Consider the following 17,350-nt stretch of genomic DNA (forward strand, 5'->3'; position numbering starts at 1 on the left):
TCGCCCGACCTCAGGCCAGCTCGGGCCACGGGCTGGCGAGCTCGGGCAGCTGGATGCCGCCCCGGCCGGCCTGCGCCCGCGCGTAGGCGATCGCCTCCGACCATGTCCCGCAGACCAGGTAAGGACACGGCATCGGCCGGATCAGGAAGATCGCCGCCAGAGCGAAGCGAAAGCCGGTCGACTGGCTGATCATGGCGACGCCGAGGCAGTACCGGCGAGTCGACTCCTCGGTATCTTTGATCCACCGGCCGATCCGCTCGTTGTGCGCGGTGTTGCGGGCGTAGCGGCGCATCCAGACGATGCCCACGTAGGGCTGCCGCCGGGCGTGGATCTCGCTCATGTGCTCGATGTACTGCTCGACCTCGTCCAGGCTCTGGTCGCCGTCGAAACGGGTGAGCGCGAGCGGCACGTGCGAGAGGTCGAGCGTGATCGCCATGTCCGACTGCCCACATTGTACGCGGGAGGTGGCGCGCGCGCCCGCGACGGCGATCGCTGGGCGCTCGCGCCGATGCGAACAATCTGCGCTCCGCACGGGTCACGCGGGGGCTTGTCCGCGAGGGCGCGGGCTCGCGCTGGGGGCATGAGGCGGTCCCGGCGTGGGCCCGTCGGGGCGTTCGCTCCAGCGCAGCCGTCGAGAGAGGTTGCGTTGCGCAGGCGACGCTGAGGCCATGCCCGAGCTCGCGGCGGGGCGGCCGAGGTCTGCTGATGCGGCCGAGCCTTTGGGTGTCACACGAGGGTTGTCTTATGGACATGTCCTGAGGGACATATGGGTAAATGACACGTGGGCTCGGTCCGCGTGGGACTGGTACGAGCTCGAGCGCGCGCTTCGAGGGCTCGGGGTGACGAGCGGTGCGCGCCGCCGCACGATCGCCTGGTCTCGGCTCGCGGGGGCGCTTGCGGGGGAACTCGGGGGAGCTCTCGCGAGGCTCGCGCCGGCGAGGGTTCCGAGGGGCTCGGCTGCGACGCGGCGCAGACTCGTCGGTGGCGGTCGTGCGGGCGCGAGCGTGACCTGACCGGACGGACAGCCGGCGACGGCGCTCGCGGCGGGCGGTGCTGCGTCTGGCTGCGAGGTCGCGGCGAGGCGTGCGACGAGGCGACGGGTGACTCGGCGGCTGCCGGGCGAGCTCGACCGTGAGGGCGCGCGAGGGCGAGGAAAACGCCGCGACCGCTGGCGCGACGGGGCGATGGCGTCCATGTACTCGGCGGAGGCCCGCGATGGAGAATTCGAGCTCATGCATGCGAGGCGCAGACACGGTCTGCGCGCAGAATGTCGGTCAGCGCGAGCGTGCTGCGTCGCTGCTGGCGGGGGCCTGGATGGTCGCGTGGGGACTGGTGCGGGCGCGCCGGTGGCCGCTCTCCCTGGTGGTCGCGCTGGCCGGAGGCTCGCTGATGCGCCGCGGCGTGACCGGACAGAGCGTGTTCTACAGGGCGATGCAGATCGACACCGAGCGCCCCGGCGCGCCGTACCCCGGCGTCGATCCCGGCCGCGCCCTAGTGGCCGAGGCCGCGGTGACGATCGATCGGCCCGCCGGCGAGGTGTACGCGTTCTGGCGCCGCTTTCAAAACCTGCCGCAATTCATGGCCGACGTGATCCGCGTGTCGCGGCTCGACCGCGGCGGCTGGACCTGGCTGGCCGAGGGGCCGTTCGGGCGACCGGTCGAGGTCGAGGTCGAGGTGACGCAGGACATCGAGCGCCAGCGGGTCGCGTGGCGCTCACGCGAGGGGGCGGCCCGGCCGTTCGAGGGCTGCGTCGAGTTCCACGCGACGTCCTCGGGCGGGACCGAGGTGTGGGTGCGGCTGTATCAGGAGCCCGTGGCCGGCGAACTCGGGGCCTGGGTCGCGCGACTCATCGGTCGCGACCCGCAGCACGCGCTGTGCCGCGACCTCGCCCGGCTCAAGCAGATCCTCGAGTGGCGCACCGAGCGTGCGAGCGAGCAGGAGAGTGTCGCCGATGCGCCGGGCGAGTGGCAGCGGGAGCCCGCGCTCGCCCAGTCGCGCCAGCGCGTCGACGAGGAGCGCCGCGCGTCGTTCCAGGACCGCGTCGACTTCGAGTCCGACGAGTCGTTCCCGGCCAGCGACCCACCGGGGCGGTACTGAGGCCGTGGCGTCGGCCGGGTGAACGTCGGACTCGCGGAAGTCGAGTCCGACACGTCATCGCCGATCCGCGGCACGGTCTTGAACCGTTGGGGGAACCGGCCGAGGTCGAGATGCACCGCGTCGCGTCTCGACCTCGGCGATCTTGGTTCGTGCTCGGTGCGGGGCGCGAGGGGCAGACCGGTACCTCGGCGGCTGGGCTCCTCCTGAAACGATGGGCGAACCGAACGAGGTCGACATGCATGGTCATCGGTTCGACCTCGGCGAGCGGGGTCATGCTCGGCGCGCGGCGGGGGGTGAGGCTGGTGCCTCGGCGCCGGGCCTTCCATCGCTCGGGCCGGAAATGGGCGGCGTTGGGCCGGAGCTGCGGTGCTTCGGCGAGGGGTCATGGAGTGACAGGCCCGCCCTGCGGGCGCGGGGGCGCGCGCCGACCTGCGGTGATTGAACCGGCGGGCCGCCAGGTCGGCGGGGGTCGACGCGGAGCTGTGATGATTGCGATGTGTCGCCAGACTTTTTTATTGCACTGTGCTTGACAGGGTCGTCGCGCGGCTGGTAGTGTTGCGGGCATTCATGAGGTAAGCGCCATGCGTCCCGTCCACGACATCCTTCCCTGCACGATCCCCCAGAATCCCACAGCCGAACCGATGATGCCGGCGGTGGAGCTCTCGGCGGGTCATGCAGCCGATCGGCTGGCCGATCGCGCGGGATGGTCTGGACGTAGTTTCCAGCGCTTGCTCGCGTATCCGGCCTGAAGCGCCGCCGCTGCGCGGTAGCCCGAGCCCGAGGCATCGGTCGGTGTGTCGACCGCGATCCGACGTCGCGGCCGGGATGCTCGAAGCGTTCGACGGGTCGCCCGATTTCGGGTGACGCGACGATTGCCATGACATGTCTGTTCGGGCATGTCGCCAATGCGATCGGGCGAATCGTCGCACGGCACGAATCGACGGACCGTAGGTCGGCGTCGGTCGTTCGACGGTGAGTGCGCGACGGTGCGGGGACGCGCCGGACAACGGGGTCGTAGCTCAGTTGGGAGAGCGCCTGCTTCGCACGCAGGAGGTCGTCGGTTCGAGTCCGACCTTCTCCATCGAGAGATTGTGTTCGTTCCGGGCTTGTAGCTCAGCCGGGAGAGCGCCGCGCTGGCAGCGCGGAGGTCGCGGGTTCGAACCCCGCCTTGTCCACTGAGGAGGAGAGTATGCGTACGATCGAGGCCAACTTGAACGACCGGACTCTGGATCATTGCATCCGGATCCCCTTGACCGTGCATCGGCTCGGCGAGCTGTGCATCCGCGCGGGCGACCGCGTCCGCCTCGCGGGCGAGGACATGGAGGTCGAGGCGATGGTCGAGTTCCGCGCGAGCGGGGCGGTGGCCGTGCCGACGTGGAGCACGCTCACCTACGTCGATTGAGATCCACGCCGGTGACACGCGAGCCGTGAGAGGGGGAGGAGAGCCATGCAGTCGCTGATCAAAAACCACTACGACACCTTGTGTACCCGCCCGGAGCGGGGCCCCGATTTCTATCTGGCGCGGCATCTCCGTCGGAAGGCGCTGCGCAAGGGTGACGGGCGTCTGGGCCGGTTCCGGGACATGAGCAAGTTCGTCAAGGCGTCCGTCGCCGACGTGATTCGAGGCCGGCTGGACCCGTGCTTCACGCGAGAGTTCCGCTTCTACGAGTGGAACGTGCTGATCTTCTGCGCGTACTGCAACGCGCGGTTGACCCGGCGCAGCGTGACCCGGGACCACGTGATCCCGCGCTCGCGCGGCGGGGGCAACGAGCCGGACAACCTGGTGCCGTGCTGCCGGCCGTGCAACGCGCGCAAGAGCAACAAGCCGCTGTGGAAGTTCTTGCTCGAGCGCGAGCTGCAGGTGGCGTGAATGAGCCGCGAGGGTGAGCGGGCGGAGGCGATGCCTCCACCCGCTCTTGTTTTTTGCGCGCGAGAGCGGAGCCCTTCGCTCGGCAGGTGATGTCCCGGGCGCCGGCTCGCGCGTCGGCGCGGTCGCCGGCGCGGTCCGGTCAGGCCACTCGTCGGGCGGCGGGCTCGTTCGCGTCGGCGCGGCCGCCTGGGCGGGTCGCGAGAGCTCCGCCCGCTCATGTGTTTCAGGCCATGCCTCGGGGGCGGCGAGCTCGTTCGCGTCGGCGCGGCCGCCTGGGCGGGTCGCGAGAGCTCCGCTCGCTCATGTGTTTCAGGCCATGCGTCGGGCGGAGCCCGTTCGCGTCGACGCGGCCGCCTGGGCGGGTCGCGGAGAGCTCCGCTCGCTCATGTTTTTCAGGAGATGCGTCAGGCGGCGGGCTCGTTCGCGTCGGCGCGGCCGCCCGGGCGGGTCGCGGAGAGCTCCGCCCGCTCATGTTTTGAAAGCGGGGCTGACCTCTGCTCGGCAGGCGACGCCCCGGACAGCGGGCTCGCGTCGGCGCGGTCGCCCGCCGCGGGCCAAGGTCTGCCCGGCGCTGACCTTCGCCCGCGGGTTGCGTTGCCTCAGGCCGCGCGGGCTTCCTCCTCCTCGGACGACTCGCCCGAGCTGGGCATGGCGAGGTCGGTCATGGCCCGGGCCAGCAGGTTGTCGCGCTCGGCGGGGTGCGTGCGCAGCCACTCGAGCGCGGCGGCGCGGCCCTGGCCGACGCGGGTGTCGCCGAGCGAGAACCAGCTGCCCGCCTTGGTGATGACGCTGCGGGCCAGCGCCCAGTCGAGGATCTCGGCGTCGCGGTCGATGCCGGTGCCGAAGGCGATCTCGAACTGCGCCTCGGTGAACGGCGGCGCGCACTTGTTCTTGACGACCTTGACGCGGCAGCGGTTGGCGACCGCGTCCTCGCCGTCGCGCACGGTGGCGATCCGGCGGATGTCGAGGCGGACGCTGGCGAAGTACTTGAGGGCGTTGCCGCCGGTGGTGGTCTCGGGCGAGCCGAAGGTGACGCCGATCTTGTGGCGCAGCTGGTTGATGAAGACGACGAGGGTGTTGGTGGTGAAAGCGATGCCGGCGATCTTTCTCATCGCCTGGCTCATGAGGCGGGCCTGCAGGCCGAGGTGCTGGTCGCCCATGTCGCCCTCGAGCTCGGCGCGCGGGATCAGAGCGGCGACCGAGTCGATGACGATGAGGCCCATGCCGCCGGTGCGCGCGAGGGTGTCGACGATGTCGAGCGCCTGTTCGCCGCAGTCGGGCTGGGAGATGAGCAGGTCCTCCAGGCGCACGCCGAGGCGCTGGGCGTACTTGACGTCGAGCGCGTGCTCGGCGTCGATGAAGGCGCACGCGAGCTTCTGCCGCTGGGCCTCGGCGATCGCGTGCAGCATGAGGGTCGTCTTGCCCGACGACTCGGGGCCGTAGATCTCGACGATCCGCCCGCGCGGCAGGCCGCCGACGCCGAGGGCGCGGTCGAGGTTGAGCGAGCCGGTCGACACGACGTCGAAGGACTGACGGTCGCCGGGGTCGCCGCCCAGGGCCATGATGGCGCCCTTGCCGAAGCGCTGGACGATGCTGTCGATGGCCTTCTGCAGGGTGACGCGGTGTTCGTGGACGACGAGGGGAGTTGCGGTAGAGCGTTGGCTTGCCATGCCGCTCGTCCTTGCGGTCCTCGTGCCGCGCTCGCTCGCAAGAGTTGCGAGCACTTGAGGTCATGCCCCTCGGGACATGGCCCATCGGTTGGACACTCGCGTGGGCCGCTGTCCCGCGGGCTGGCCGGGGCAATTTACGGTTGCTATCCGTGGGTTGGCGCGCCGCGACTCGGGCGATCTTCGCCGCGGATTTCTGAGCTGTCCGAAAGGTCTGGCGCGGATCGCGGTTGGTAGTTTCAGGTCGGGGATTGTCCCCGCTGGTCTCCGTCCGCTCCGCCGCGCAGAGCTGGTGCGAACCGCGAAGGAACCGCGTCTACCCGGGTCCCGGGGCCCCCAGACGGCCACTGGCAAGCGGCGTGCAGGCTCGGCCGGGACGGGGTCGCGATGCCCAGGATTTCACCGCCTTTTCGCGTGTTCCTCGATTGTGTGCGACAACCTGACCGCCCGGTTGGGTGTTGCAACGCCCGCAGGGTGGGTTCACACCCGGGGCCTCGGTGTGCCATAAACGACAGAGCCGAGGGCGAAGCCCTCGTGGTGAGTTGCCCGACCCCCCAGTTCCCCATCGCGTGAGCGACTCGACGCACAGCACTCGACCCACCACCTTGCGGTCCCCCCACTCCGAGCACGCGCCCGGGTCGCGCGGCGTGTTCCGGTTTTCCCTCGAGGAGAGACGACAGATGAATCGCTTTTCAATCCGACTCGGAGCTGCCCTGGTCGCTGGGCTCGTAGCGACGCCCGCGCTCGCGGCTCAGCCGGCCGGTGACGCCGCGGCGCCTGCGGCCGAGCCCGCCCCGGCCGCAGCGACCCCGGCGCCCGAAGGGCCCTCGGCAGGCGCTTCGATCTCGGCCGACACCTCGGGTGTGAAGACCGATGCGAAGGCGAGCGGCGGGTCGAGCGGGAAGAAGGCGAAGAAGTCGGGCGACAAGTGTCAGAACGACACCAGCGTCAAGTGGATCAGGCGCTGTCGGCCCGAGCGCAACATGTTCGAGCTGGGCATCTTCGGCGGTATCTTCATGCCGGGAGGCTCGGCCCACGAGCTGTTCGACCCGGTGCGCCAGCTGCAGTCGCTGCAGTCGGGCGGCGAGGAGTTCTGGAAGCCGTACCGCAAGGTCGCGCCCGAGATCGGGGCCCGCTTCGCGTACTACCCGCTCAGCTTCCTCGGCGGTGAGATCGAGGGCGGCGTGATGCCGACCCACATCACCAACACCAGCTCGTCGGACACGCGGGCGATCCTGTTCAACTTCCGCGCCCACCTGATCGGCCAGATCCCGTTCTGGCGCATCACTCCGTTCATCCTGGTCGGCGGCGGCGCGATCGGGACCACCGGCGCGCTCGGCAACGACATCGACGAGTCGACGCACTACGGCGGCGGCGTCAAGTACTACATCTCGCATTACGCGATGCTGCGCCTCGACGTCCGCAACGTCGTCGCGGCCCGCCTCCGCGTCGACAACGGCGCGGTCATCTACCCCGAGGTGCTGCTCGGCCTGTCGCTGACGCTGAACCGCAAGAAGAAGGCGCCGGCGGCCGAGAAGGACAGCGACGGCGACGGCTTCCTCGACAACGCCGACTCCTGTCCGTTCGAGCCGGGCATCGCGCCCGACGGCTGCCCCGAGCGCGACCGTGACGGCGACGGCTTCATGGACAGCCAGGACGCCTGCCCGGATGTCCCCGGCGTCGCGCCTGACGGCTGCCCGCTCAAGGACCGCGACGGCGACGGCTTCCTCGACATCGTCGACAAGTGCCCCGACGATCCGGGCGTCGAGCCCGACGGCTGCCCGATCCCGGACACCGACGGCGACGGCATCCTCGATCCCGACGACAAGTGCCCGACCCAGCCCGAGACGCGCAACGGTTACCAGGACGAGGACGGTTGCCCCGACGAGATCCCGACGGCCCTCGCCAAGTTCACCGGCACGATCAAGGGCATCTACTTCGACCTCGACAAGGCGACGATCAAGCCGAAGTCGCGGCCGGTCCTCGACCGCGCGGTCGCGGTGCTCAAGGAGTTCCCGTCGATCCGCATCGAGATCTCGGGTCACACCGACAGCACCGGCTCGCCGGAGTACAACAAGGTGCTCTCGGGCAAGCGCGCCGCGGCCGTCAAGGACTACCTGGTCGAGCACGGCATCGACAGCGCCCGCATCGAGTCGCGCGGCGCGGGCATGGATGAGCCGGTCGACACCAACAAGACCGCGGCCGGTCGCGCCAAGAACCGCCGCATCGAGTTCACGATCCTCGTGCAGTGATCCGCGCGTGCCGGCTATCGGCCGGCGCGAAGGAGAAGGCCGCCCCGAGCTCGCTCGCGGCGGCCTTCGCCGTTTCGGGCTCGCGGAGCCAAACGGTGCGGCCGAGCGGGTGAAGCGAGTCGTCGCTGCGGACGCGATGCGGGTGAGATCGTTGAAGCTGCTCGTCGCAGGTCGTGACGCGGACGATGCGAGCGGCGCTCGGAAAGGCCGCTCGTTCCCAGCAGCATGACGCGGTGGCGGCCGCTCGCGGCGCTCGCGGAAGGCGGCTCGTCGCAGGGCGGTGACGCGGCGGCCGACGGTCGCCGTCGCGACGACACGCGAGCTTCGACCTCGCTGCGAGGTCTTCGCCCACGATGCCGAGGGCAGCGACGCGCAGGGCGAATCTCGTGTGTCGCGGCGGCGGCGCGTTCGCGCGCTCGCGCGGCAACTTGTCGCGTTGGCCACGCTTCGGTACGATTCGCGGCCCTGGCCCCCTCCGGGACAGCTCCGCGGGCCGATAAGGAGAGCGAACATGACCCTGAAGACCGTCCTGAGAATCACCCGCAACGTCGGCCTGTGCGCCGCCGTGGCGCTGGTCGCCTGCGACAGCGGCCAAAAGACCGAGGAGAAGAAGGTCGAGGAGAAGAAGGTCGAGGCCAAGGCCGACGACGCGAAGGCGGCGGCGGACGCGAAGGCGGCGGCGGACGCGAAGGCGGCAGCGGACGCGAAGGCGGCGGCGGACGCGAAGGCGGCCGAGGACGCGAAGGCGGCGGCGGACGCGAAGGCGGCCGAGGGTGACGCGAAGGCGCCGGAGGGCGACGCGAAGGCGCCGGAGGGTGACGCGAAGGCGCCCGAGGGCGACGCGAAGGCCCCGGCGACCGATGCGAAGAAGACCGAGCCGAAGAAGACCGAGCCGAAGAAGACCGAGGACGCCTCGGCGAAGATCGACGCCAAGGCGCTCTACGACGCGAAGTGCAAGGTCTGCCACGCGGCCGACGGCAAGGGCGCCGAGGCGCAGAAGAAGAACAACATCCCCGACATGTCCGCGAAGGACTGGCAGAGCAAGCACAGCAAGGCCGCGGTGGTCAAGGCGATCACCGACGGCGTCGACGGCACCAAGATGAAGGCGTTCAAGGACAAGCTGTCGAAGGAAGAGATCGACGCGGTCGCCGCCTACGTCAAGAAGATGTAGTCGCGCTGGCTGAACGGACATGGCGCTCGGGGCATGTCCCGGGCGCCATGTTCGCGAAATCAGGCCCCCGATCGCGGGCGCCTGCAGCATTCAGGGACATGGTGTTCGGACCATGTCTCGGTCGGCCAGGACGTCGCCGCGAGGCAGAGCCCCCGCTGTCCCGGCGCTCACGCGAGCCGCGGCAGGCGCAAGGTGAAGCGCACGCCGAGGCCGGCGTTTTCGGCGTCGATGCTGCCGCCGTGCTGGTCGGCGACGCGGGCGGCGATCGCCAGGCCGAGGCCGGTGCCCTGGGCGTCGCCGCTGTAGAAGGGCGTGAACAGCTGCTTGCGCTCGGTCTCGGTCAGCGGCGGGCCGTCGTTGTCGAGGACGAGGAGCGCGTGGTCGCCGTCGATGCGGGCGGCGATCCGCAGGCGCCCGGGGCGTCCGGTCGAGGCGATGGCGCGCAGGGCGTTGACGGCGATGTGGAGGCCGAGGCTGGCCAGTTGGTCGCGGTCGCCGCGGATGTCGACGGGGGTGTCGGGCAGGTCGAGCTCGACCTCGACGCGCTTGCCCCGGGCCTCGGCGACGCACAGCTCGGCGACCTGCTCGGCGACGCGGCGGAGATCGAGGGCGACGAGCTCGCTCGGGCTCGGGCGGGCGAACGACAGGTAGCGCTCGGCGAGGCGCGACAGCCGGCCGAGCTCGGCGACGTGGATGTCCCACATGCGCCGCTCGTCGGCGTCGGGCGGGATGAGCGGGCCGACGACCTCGGCGGTGCCGGCGAGCGCGTGCAGCGGGTTCTTGATCTCGTGGGCGAGGCCGGCGACGACCTCGCCGAGGGCCGAGAGACGACCGGCGCGCACGAGCTCGCGGGTGAGCCGCTGCTGATCGGCCAGGGCCCGCTGGAGCTCGCGCCGGCGGCTGCGCTCGCGGTCGGCGAGGAGGCCGGCGGTCGCGCCGACGAGGTTGTAGAGCAGCACCTCGAGCGCCTTGTCGACGCCGCCGCCGGGATCGTGGTGGTGCCCGGGCGACAGCGAGAAGGCGTGCGGCAGGTAGACCAGCGAGGACACGGCGGCCGCGAGCAGACCGCCACGCAGGCCGTGATCGAAGGCGGCCAGCACGATCGGCAAGTAGTACATGCGCCGCAGCACGTCGTGGGCCCAGTCGTGCTCCATGCCGGTGCCGTAGTGCAGGGCGGTGAACGCGGCGATCGGCAGCCATACGCGGACGAAGGCGCGCGGCGAGAACATGGATGGCTCTTCGGGAATGTCGCTCAAAACATGTTCTGCAGGACCGGACCGATCGGGCATGTCCGATGGCTCGCGCGCGCCGGCGGGCCGACCGGCGGCGCGAGAGGTGGACGGGGCGGTCACGCCTCCCCGGTGTCCCCGGCCCGGGCGGGGAAGTCAATATCCGGCGGGGTGACGGCGAGCAGGCGGGCCCAGCGGTCGGCCGGCGAGCGGGCCAGGACCTCGCGGCGCGTGAGCGGCCGCGCGAGGGCGAGCGGGCCTCCGCGCGGTCGGCTAGGCTGCGGGCGACATGGCGGGAGAGGCGCTGCTCTTCATCGAGGACGACGACTCGGGTCGCGAGCTCGGGCTGTTCAACCTGCGCAAGGCCGGCTACGCGGTCGACGGGGCGCGCGACGGCGCCGAGGGGCTGCGGCGGTTCGACCCCGAGCGGCACGCGGTGGTCATCACCGACGTCAAGATGCCGAACGTCGGCGGGCTCGAGGTGCTGCGGGAGATCCGGGCGCGCTCGCCGGAGACGCCGGTGCTGGTGATCACGGCCTACGGCGACGTCGACCTGGCGGTCGCGGCGATGAAGGCGGGCGCGTTCGACTTCATCGGCAAGCCGTTTCACCGCGAGCACCTGCTGTTGACGGTGGCCAAGGCGCTCGAGCGCGGGCGCATGCGGGCCGAGCTGCTCCACCTGCAGCGCCAGGTCGCCGGGGTCGAGCGGCCGATCGTCGGCCGCTCGCCGGCGATGGCGCGCGCGCTCGACCTCGCCGATCGCGTGGCCCGGGCCGCCGCGCCGGTGCTCGTCACCGGCGAGAGCGGGACCGGCAAGGAGCTGATCGCCCGCCGGATCCACGCCCGCAGCCCGCGGCACGCGGGTCCGTTCGTGGCCGTCAACTGCGCGGCGATCCCGGCCGAGCTGCTCGAGTCGGAGCTGTTCGGCCACGTGCGCGGGGCCTTCAGCGGGGCCCTGCGCGACCGCCCCGGCCGGTTCCGCCAGGCCGACGGCGGCACGCTGTTCCTCGACGAGGTGGCCGAGCTGCCGCCGCCGCTGCAGGCCAAGCTGCTGCGCGTGCTGCAGGAGCGGGTGGTCGACGTCGTCGGCAGCGACGTGCCGGTGCCGGTCGACGTGCGCGTGATCGCGGCGACCAACCGCGACCCGGGCGACCTCCGCGGCGACCTGCTGTACCGCCTGCGGGTGGTGGAGATCGAGCTGCCGCCGCTGCGCGAGCGCGTGGAGGACATCCCGCAGCTGGTGCGGCACTTCGTGGCCCGCTTCGCCGGCGGGCGCGACGTCGAGATCCCGGAGGATGTGCTGGCGGATATGTCCTCTCGGACATGGCCCGGGAACGTGCGCGAGCTCGAGAACGCGTGCGAGCGGGCGGTGATCCTGTGCGCGGGCGACGTGCTGCGGCTCGAGGATCTGCCGCCGCGGACGGCCGCGGCGCCGGCGGTCGCGGCCGGCGGCGACGAGTGGCTGCCGGCGCTGCCAGAGGACGGGCTGTCGCTGGTCGATCTCGAGAAGCGGGTGATCGAGCGCGTGCTGGCGCTAAAGCGCGGCAACATCACGCAGGCCGCGGCCTACCTGCGGGTGCCGCGGCACGTGCTGTCGTACCGGATGGAGAAGTACGGGCTGCGCCGCGGCAGCTAGCGGTGCTCGGCGCGCCGCGCGGATGATCCTCGGCGCAGCAGGGCTGCGAGCTTCCTTCACCTTCGGGCATGTCCGTCGTGCCATGTCCTCTCGGACATGCGGCCGGCAAGCGCCCGGCGAACGGTCGCACGAGCCCGCGAGGGCTGGGCCGGACCTGGCGTGCGAGGCTCGAGAGGGCAGGTGTCCGTCCACTTGTTCGTGGCGACGGCCGCGCCGGGATCTCGACGGCTGCCTCGCTGCGTCGCGCGGCCGAGGCCGGCAGGGTCCGGCGACGACGCGGTGATCACGAGCACGCGCGCGAGGCGTCGCGGCCGCGAGATGACGCGGCCGCGCGGGCGTGGTGGTCGATTTGCTGCGCCGCCGAAAGGTCACCCGCGACGCGTCGGCGCGAGGCTAGCTCACGGCGGTCCCGCACGCGCGACAGCATGCGCGCGAAATGCGCGAAGGCGCGCGGCGTGCTACGGTCCGCCGCATGAGCTCGATGATCATCGGGATCGCTGGCGGCAGCGGATCGGGCAAGACGACCGTGGCGCGCAAGATCGCCGACTCTCTTCCACCCGAAGGCGTCACGATCATCGAGCACGACGCGTATTACCGCGACCGCGCCGACCTCACGTACGAGGAGCGCTGTCACATCAACTTCGACCACCCCGAGTCGCTCGAGACGGAGCTGCTGGTCGAGCACATCGTCGCGCTCAAGGCCGGGCGCCGCGTCGCGGTGCCGGCGTACGACTTCAAGACGCACCGCCGGCTGCCCGAGCCGCGGTGGGTCGAGTCGACGCCGGTGGTGATCGTCGAGGGCATCATGGTGCTGGTCGACCAGCGCCTGCGCTCGGAGCTCGACATCAAGCTGTTCGTCGACACCGACCCCGACATCCGCATCTTCCGCCGGATCCGCCGCGACATCGAGCAGCGCGGGCGCACCTTCGAGGCCGTGCGCGAGCAGTACTACCGCCACGTGCGACCGATGCACCTGCAGTTCGTCGAGCCGTCGAAGCGCCGCGCGGACCTCATCATCCCCGAGGGCGGGGACAACCGCGTCGCGCTCGACCTGGTGGTGTCGAAGCTGCGCAGCGTGATCGAGCAGAGCCGCCGCGACGCGCGATAATCGAGCCGGCCGCGAGGCGCGAAAATCGACGGCAGGTGAACGCTGTTCGCAAGCGAGGCGTCGGTCGACGTGGTCGGCGGCGCTGTGCCATCCTGCTCCACCGTGGCGGGCTTCTTCGCATCCTCTCGCAACAAGCGCTGGCTCGGTCTCGGAGTGCTCCTGCTGGCGGTCGGTTCGGCGACCGCGCTCGCGATCGTCAAGCCGTGGAAGAAGCCGCCGCCGGTGCAGTCGGAGCGGCTCGGCGCCAACCTCGAGCTGGCCGCGGGCGAGGTGCTGCTGACCACCGCGTCGGGCAGCGAGCGGCTGTTGTCGCGCACGCCGCTGCCGGAGACGGCCGAGCTGTCCACAGGGCCAGGTGCCCGCGCGCTGGTCCGCCTGAGCGACGGCTCGCGGGTGTTCCTGCGCGACGGCACGAAGGTGAAGATCGCCGGCGGCGTGGCCCTGCAGGCGGGCCAGATCTGGGTCGAGGCGCCGCCGCTCGAGGAGGGCCAGAAGGCGGTGGTCCACACCGTCGGCGACGCGGAGGTGTCGCTGTCGGCGGGCGGGGCGAGCCTGTCCTTCGAGTCAGGTGAGGCGCAGGTCTACGTCGCCGAGGGGCTGGCGATCGTCAGCGCGGCCGGCGGTCGCGCCGAGGTCGAGGCCGGCGAGCGGGCGACGGTGAAGGGCGGGGCGCCGTCGGTCGAGCCGGTGGCGTTCTGGGACGACTGGACCGGCGGCATGGGCGATCGCGCGGGCGGGGGCATCCGCGCGGGCGCGGGCTCGGGGGCGCTGTACGCGGTCGATCGCGCGGCGCCGCCGGGGACGCCGGCGCTGCCGCTGTCGATCCAGCGGCAGACGGTGCGGGTGGCGCTCGAGGACGAGATCGCCGAGACCCTGGTCGATCAGCGGTTCTTCAACCCGTCGAGCGCGGCGGTCGAGGGCTGGTACTGGTTCACGGTCCCCGAAGATGCCCTTTTGGTCAGCTTCGCCCTCGAGACCAATGGACAGCTGGTGGAGGGCGAGATCGTCGAGCGCAAGCAGGCGGCGGCGACCTACGAGGCGGCGGTGCGGCGCGACAACGATCCGGCGCTGCTCGAGTGGATCGACGCGCGCACGGTGCGGGCGCGCATCTACCCGGTGCCGCCGGCGGGCGAGCGGCGGGTGGTGCTGCGCTACCAGCAGCTCATGGTCGAGAGCGAGGGCAAGCGCCGCTACAGCTACCCGCTGGCGGCCCCGCGCGGGCGCGAGGCGGCCAGCATCGAGGAGTTCTCGCTCGAGGTGCAGCTGCGCGGCGGGCTCGAGCAAGACTACGAGCTGGCGACGCTCGGCGAGGCGCGGGTGTCGACCGACGGCCGGCAGGTGACGATGCGCCGCTCGGGCTACACGCCGCGCGCCGACTTCGAGCTCGAGCTGACGCGCAAGCCGGACCGGACGCGGGTGCCGCTGCGCGCCAATCGCTTCGGCGCGGGCGGCGATCAGGCCAGCTACGTGATGGTCCGCTTCGCGCCCGACCTCGACATGGCGACGCTGCCGGCGCCGCGCGGTGACGTGGTGGTGGTGGTCGACACCTCGGCGGCCGGCGACCCGTCCGAGCAGCAGACCAAGCTCGCGGTGGCCGAGGCGCTGCTGCGCAGCCTGTCGGCCGGCGACAAGTTCGCGGTGATGAGCGCCGACGTCGCGGCGAAGGTGCTCTATCCGGAAGAGGGGCTCGCGGAGGCGACGCCGGAGGCGATCAGCGCGGCGCTCGAGCGGGTGGCGGCGCACGCGGCCGGCGGCGCGACCGACCTCGGGGCGATCTTCGAGCAGGCGCTGGCGCGCGTGCACGGGCTCGAGCAACCGGCGGTGGTCTATGTCGGGGACGGCCTGGCGACCTCGGGCGAGCGCAGCGGCGAGGCGCTGGCCGAGCGGCTGCGGCGGTCGATGACCGGCTCGCGCGCGCGGCTCTACACCGTGGGCGTCGGCGCGGAGATCGACGCGGCGATGCTCGGCCGCCTGGCCCGCGTCGGCGGCGGCGAGTCGCTGCGAGTCGAGGGGCCCGAGCAGGCGGTGGTGCGCGCGCTCGAGCTGTCGGGCGCGCTCAAGACCCCGACGATCACCGACCTCGAGCTCGGCCTCGGCGAGGGCCTCGACGACGTGTTCATCAGCGCCGGCGGCAAGCTGTCGCGCGGCCAAGAGCTGGTGCTGCTGGCGCGCACGCACCACGACCTGCCCGACAAGGTCACGATCTCGGGCCGGCTCGGCGGCTCGGCGTTCAGCAAGGAGTACCCGCTCGCGTACGTCGGCGGCTCGCTCGACCGCATGGTGCCCAAGCTGTGGGCCGCCGCGTACGTCGAGCGCCTGCTCGGCGACAGCCGCGGGCTCGAGGCGGTGCGCGGCAAGATCCTCGCGCTCGGGCTCGAGTACGGGCTCATGACCCCGTTCACCTCGTTCCTCGCGCTCGACAGCGAGGCGGCCTACGCCCAGCAGGGCATCCAGCGCCGCCGCCGTCAGCTCGGCGGGCTGCAGCTGATCGCCGACGCGACCTGGCTCAAGGAACAGGAACCGATGAGCAGCCGGATCGTCGGCATGATCGCGGCCGCCGCGGCCGCGCCGTTCGGCTGCAACCGCGCCGGCGACTCCGCCCCGGCGTCGCGGGCGGAGGAGCGGGTCGCCAGCGGCCCCCGCCGGCGTCGGCGCCGGCGCCGGCGAGCGCGCCCGCCGACGCGCAGCAGGCCCCGGCCACCCCGAGCCCCGAGCCGGCGCCGCCGCCGTCGGCCGCGCCGGTGGCCCCGGGTGGCGTGGTGGGCGGGCTCGCCAACGCGGGCGAGGCCGAGAAGATGGCGCCCATGGAGGAGGCGCCGCCGGACGAAGTCGCGAGCGAGCCCATGTCGGCGGCCAAGAAGGCGTCGGCCAGGGGAGGTGGCTCGAAGGACATGTCGACCCTGACGAAGTCCGGGGGCCGGCGCGACCCCGGCGCCGACGCGTCCCCGCGCCCGCCGACCAAGACGCCGCCGCCGGCGGTCTCGCCGGTGCCGCGCGGGCTCAAGCTGCCGTGCTCCGACGCGGCTGCGCGCAGCCTGGCCCACCGCCGGATCTTGTGGCAGAAGCGGCTGGCTGACCGATCGGACATGTTCTCGGCGCTCAACGCCTACGAGGCGGCGGCCGGGAGCTGCGAGATCGGGGGGTGGAAGGATCAGCGGGTGTTCCTGCAGCTGCTGCACGAGCGGGCGGCGACCGAGGCCGACATCGGCCTGTTGCTCGGGCACTTCGCCGGCGAGCCCGACGCGCGCAACTACCTGGCGCGCGGGCTGCTGCGCCGGCTGGTCGATCAGGGGCTGATCGGCGCGGTCGAGCGGGAGATGTTCGGCGCGGGGGTCGACTGGAACGACGTCGATCGGCAGCTGCAACTGGTGGTCGGCGACGACGCGCCGACGCGCAGGCTGCAGCTCGTGCAGGCGGCGCTGCAGCGCAGCCCGGGCGACCCGCAGGGCGAGCGGCGCCTGATCCAGCTGCTGAGCGAGCAGGGCAAGCTCGAGGAGGCGCTGGCCCGCGGTCGGTCGCTGCGCGAGCAGGGGCTGATGACGCCGGTGCTGGCGCAGCAGATCGGCGAGGTGTTCGTGGCCCACGAGCAGGTCGACGAGGCCCAGCGGATCTTCTCGGAGATCGTCGAGTTCGACCCCGACAACCCGCAGAGCCGCGCGCTGCTCGGCGACATCTTCCTGCGCCACGGGTGGTTCGAGCGGGCCTACCGGCAGTACGAGGACCTGGTGACGATCCGGCCCGACGATCCGACGGCGTCGATCCGGCTCGCGCGCGCGGCGGCGGGCGCGGGGCGGGTCGACGAGGCGCTGCGGATCTTGCGGCAAGTGGCGGCCGGCGAGGGGCGCCCGGGGGCCGACGATCCGCGACGGTTCGCCCGCCTGCACGCGGCCGTGCTGCTGGCGCGCCTGCTGGCCGCGCCCGACGCGAAGATCCCCGAGGCCGGCGTGGCCCGTGAGCTCGGGCGCCTGCAGCTGTTCGCCGGCGCGTCGAGCTGGACCTTCCTCGTGTGGGACGACCTCGGCGTGCGCCTCGCGCTCACCGCCGACCCGTCGGCGCCGCTGGCGGGCGACGTCGCCGACGCCGGGGTCACCGGGCTGTTCGCCGTGCAGTTGCCGGCCGGCGGGGGGCCGTCGTTGCAGGTCCGACATCAGGGCCACACCCTCGGCAGGCCGGTGAGCTACGAAAGAATCACCGTGCACTTCGACGGCAAGGCGTTCAAGGTCGAGCGTGAGAGCGGCCGGATCGCCGCCGGAGACGCCGCAGCGGCCGCGGTGGCGGACGCCGGCGGGTGAGCACGGTCGCACGCGGACGCGGACAGGA

The 17,350-nt window shown here is 72.1% G+C and carries 12 protein-coding genes and 2 tRNA genes; 11 read left to right on the forward strand and 3 right to left on the reverse strand.

All coding sequences use genetic code 11. The features are described from left to right. Positions 1-10: 10 nt before the first annotated feature. On the reverse strand, positions 11-436 hold the full coding sequence (locus NAEX_RS51310; RefSeq protein ID WP_170136306.1) for a hypothetical protein: 426 nt from the start codon (positions 434-436) through the stop codon (positions 11-13). 800 nt (positions 437-1,236) lie between these two features. Here NAEX_RS51310 and NAEX_RS36580 point away from each other — a divergent pair. From NAEX_RS36580 to NAEX_RS36600, 5 genes are all read left to right on the forward strand, one after another. Next, positions 1,237-2,097: an SRPBCC family protein gene (locus NAEX_RS36580; protein WP_170136307.1), complete on the forward strand. Its 861-nt coding sequence runs from the start codon at positions 1,237-1,239 to the stop codon at positions 2,095-2,097. A gap of 1,008 nt (positions 2,098-3,105) precedes the next feature. After that, a tRNA-Ala gene (locus NAEX_RS36585) sits at positions 3,106-3,178 on the forward strand. A gap of 21 nt (positions 3,179-3,199) precedes the next feature. Next, a tRNA-Ala gene (locus NAEX_RS36590) sits at positions 3,200-3,272 on the forward strand. 14 nt (positions 3,273-3,286) lie between these two features. Further along, positions 3,287-3,499, forward strand: coding sequence for a hypothetical protein (locus NAEX_RS36595; protein ID WP_096332107.1), 213 nt, complete (start codon positions 3,287-3,289; stop codon positions 3,497-3,499). A gap of 45 nt (positions 3,500-3,544) precedes the next feature. After that, positions 3,545-3,967: an HNH endonuclease gene (locus tag NAEX_RS36600; RefSeq protein ID WP_096332108.1), complete on the forward strand. Its 423-nt coding sequence runs from the start codon at positions 3,545-3,547 to the stop codon at positions 3,965-3,967. Between the two features lie 599 nt (positions 3,968-4,566). On the opposite strand, the gene recA is transcribed toward NAEX_RS36600, so the two are convergent. Then, positions 4,567-5,637 (reverse strand): recombinase RecA, encoded by a 1,071-nt coding sequence (gene recA, locus NAEX_RS36605; RefSeq protein ID WP_096332109.1) that lies wholly within the window; start codon positions 5,635-5,637, stop codon positions 4,567-4,569. Between the two features lie 860 nt (positions 5,638-6,497). Between recA and NAEX_RS36610 the strand changes: the two genes are divergently transcribed. Both NAEX_RS36610 and NAEX_RS36615 read left to right on the forward strand, forming a co-directional pair. Then, on the forward strand, positions 6,498-7,886 hold the full coding sequence (locus NAEX_RS36610; RefSeq protein ID WP_143825698.1) for an OmpA family protein: 1,389 nt from the start codon (positions 6,498-6,500) through the stop codon (positions 7,884-7,886). A gap of 511 nt (positions 7,887-8,397) precedes the next feature. After that, positions 8,398-9,057 (forward strand): c-type cytochrome, encoded by a 660-nt coding sequence (locus NAEX_RS36615; protein ID WP_096332111.1) that lies wholly within the window; start codon positions 8,398-8,400, stop codon positions 9,055-9,057. Between the two features lie 167 nt (positions 9,058-9,224). On the opposite strand, the gene NAEX_RS36620 is transcribed toward NAEX_RS36615, so the two are convergent. Beyond that, entirely contained in the window at positions 9,225-10,286 is a 1,062-nt protein-coding gene (locus NAEX_RS36620; protein ID WP_096332112.1) for a sensor histidine kinase, read from the reverse strand. A gap of 289 nt (positions 10,287-10,575) precedes the next feature. Between NAEX_RS36620 and NAEX_RS36625 the strand changes: the two genes are divergently transcribed. From NAEX_RS36625 to NAEX_RS48835, 4 genes are all read left to right on the forward strand, one after another. Then, on the forward strand, positions 10,576-11,922 hold the full coding sequence (locus NAEX_RS36625; protein WP_096332113.1) for a sigma-54-dependent transcriptional regulator: 1,347 nt from the start codon (positions 10,576-10,578) through the stop codon (positions 11,920-11,922). A gap of 472 nt (positions 11,923-12,394) precedes the next feature. Next, a complete protein-coding gene (gene udk, locus NAEX_RS36630) occupies positions 12,395-13,030 on the forward strand; it encodes a uridine kinase (RefSeq protein ID WP_211302535.1) in 636 nt (211 codons plus the stop codon). A 102-nt stretch (positions 13,031-13,132) separates the two neighbouring features. Then, positions 13,133-15,934, forward strand: a complete 2,802-nt coding sequence (locus tag NAEX_RS36635; RefSeq protein ID WP_096332114.1) for a VIT domain-containing protein — start codon at positions 13,133-13,135, stop codon at positions 15,932-15,934. Continuing rightward, positions 15,922-17,322: a tetratricopeptide repeat protein gene (locus tag NAEX_RS48835; RefSeq protein WP_143825700.1), complete on the forward strand. Its 1,401-nt coding sequence runs from the start codon at positions 15,922-15,924 to the stop codon at positions 17,320-17,322. Before NAEX_RS36635 ends, NAEX_RS48835 begins: the two co-directional genes overlap by 13 nt. The last annotated feature ends 28 nt before the right edge of the window (positions 17,323-17,350 follow it).

It is taken from the genome of Nannocystis exedens (assembly GCF_002343915.1).
Classification (GTDB): domain Bacteria; phylum Myxococcota_A; class Polyangia; order Nannocystales; family Nannocystaceae; genus Nannocystis; species Nannocystis exedens.

Excerpts from the sequence above, each read along its gene's own strand:
- NAEX_RS51310 (WP_170136306.1), bottom strand. The coding sequence starts at position 436 with ATGGCGATCACGCTCGACCTCTCGCACGTGCCGCTCGCGCTCACCCGT.
- NAEX_RS36580 (WP_170136307.1), top strand. The coding sequence starts at position 1,237 with ATGCGAGGCGCAGACACGGTCTGCGCGCAGAATGTCGGTCAGCGCGAG.
- NAEX_RS36595 (WP_096332107.1), top strand. The coding sequence starts at position 3,287 with ATGCGTACGATCGAGGCCAACTTGAACGACCGGACTCTGGATCATTGC.
- NAEX_RS36600 (WP_096332108.1), top strand. The coding sequence starts at position 3,545 with ATGCAGTCGCTGATCAAAAACCACTACGACACCTTGTGTACCCGCCCG.
- recA (WP_096332109.1), bottom strand. The coding sequence starts at position 5,637 with ATGGCAAGCCAACGCTCTACCGCAACTCCCCTCGTCGTCCACGAACAC.
- NAEX_RS36615 (WP_096332111.1), top strand. The coding sequence starts at position 8,398 with ATGACCCTGAAGACCGTCCTGAGAATCACCCGCAACGTCGGCCTGTGC.
- NAEX_RS36620 (WP_096332112.1), bottom strand. The coding sequence starts at position 10,286 with ATGTTCTCGCCGCGCGCCTTCGTCCGCGTATGGCTGCCGATCGCCGCG.
- NAEX_RS36625 (WP_096332113.1), top strand. The coding sequence starts at position 10,576 with ATGGCGGGAGAGGCGCTGCTCTTCATCGAGGACGACGACTCGGGTCGC.
- udk (WP_211302535.1), top strand. The coding sequence starts at position 12,395 with ATGAGCTCGATGATCATCGGGATCGCTGGCGGCAGCGGATCGGGCAAG.
- NAEX_RS48835 (WP_143825700.1), top strand. The coding sequence starts at position 15,922 with ATGTCGACCCTGACGAAGTCCGGGGGCCGGCGCGACCCCGGCGCCGAC.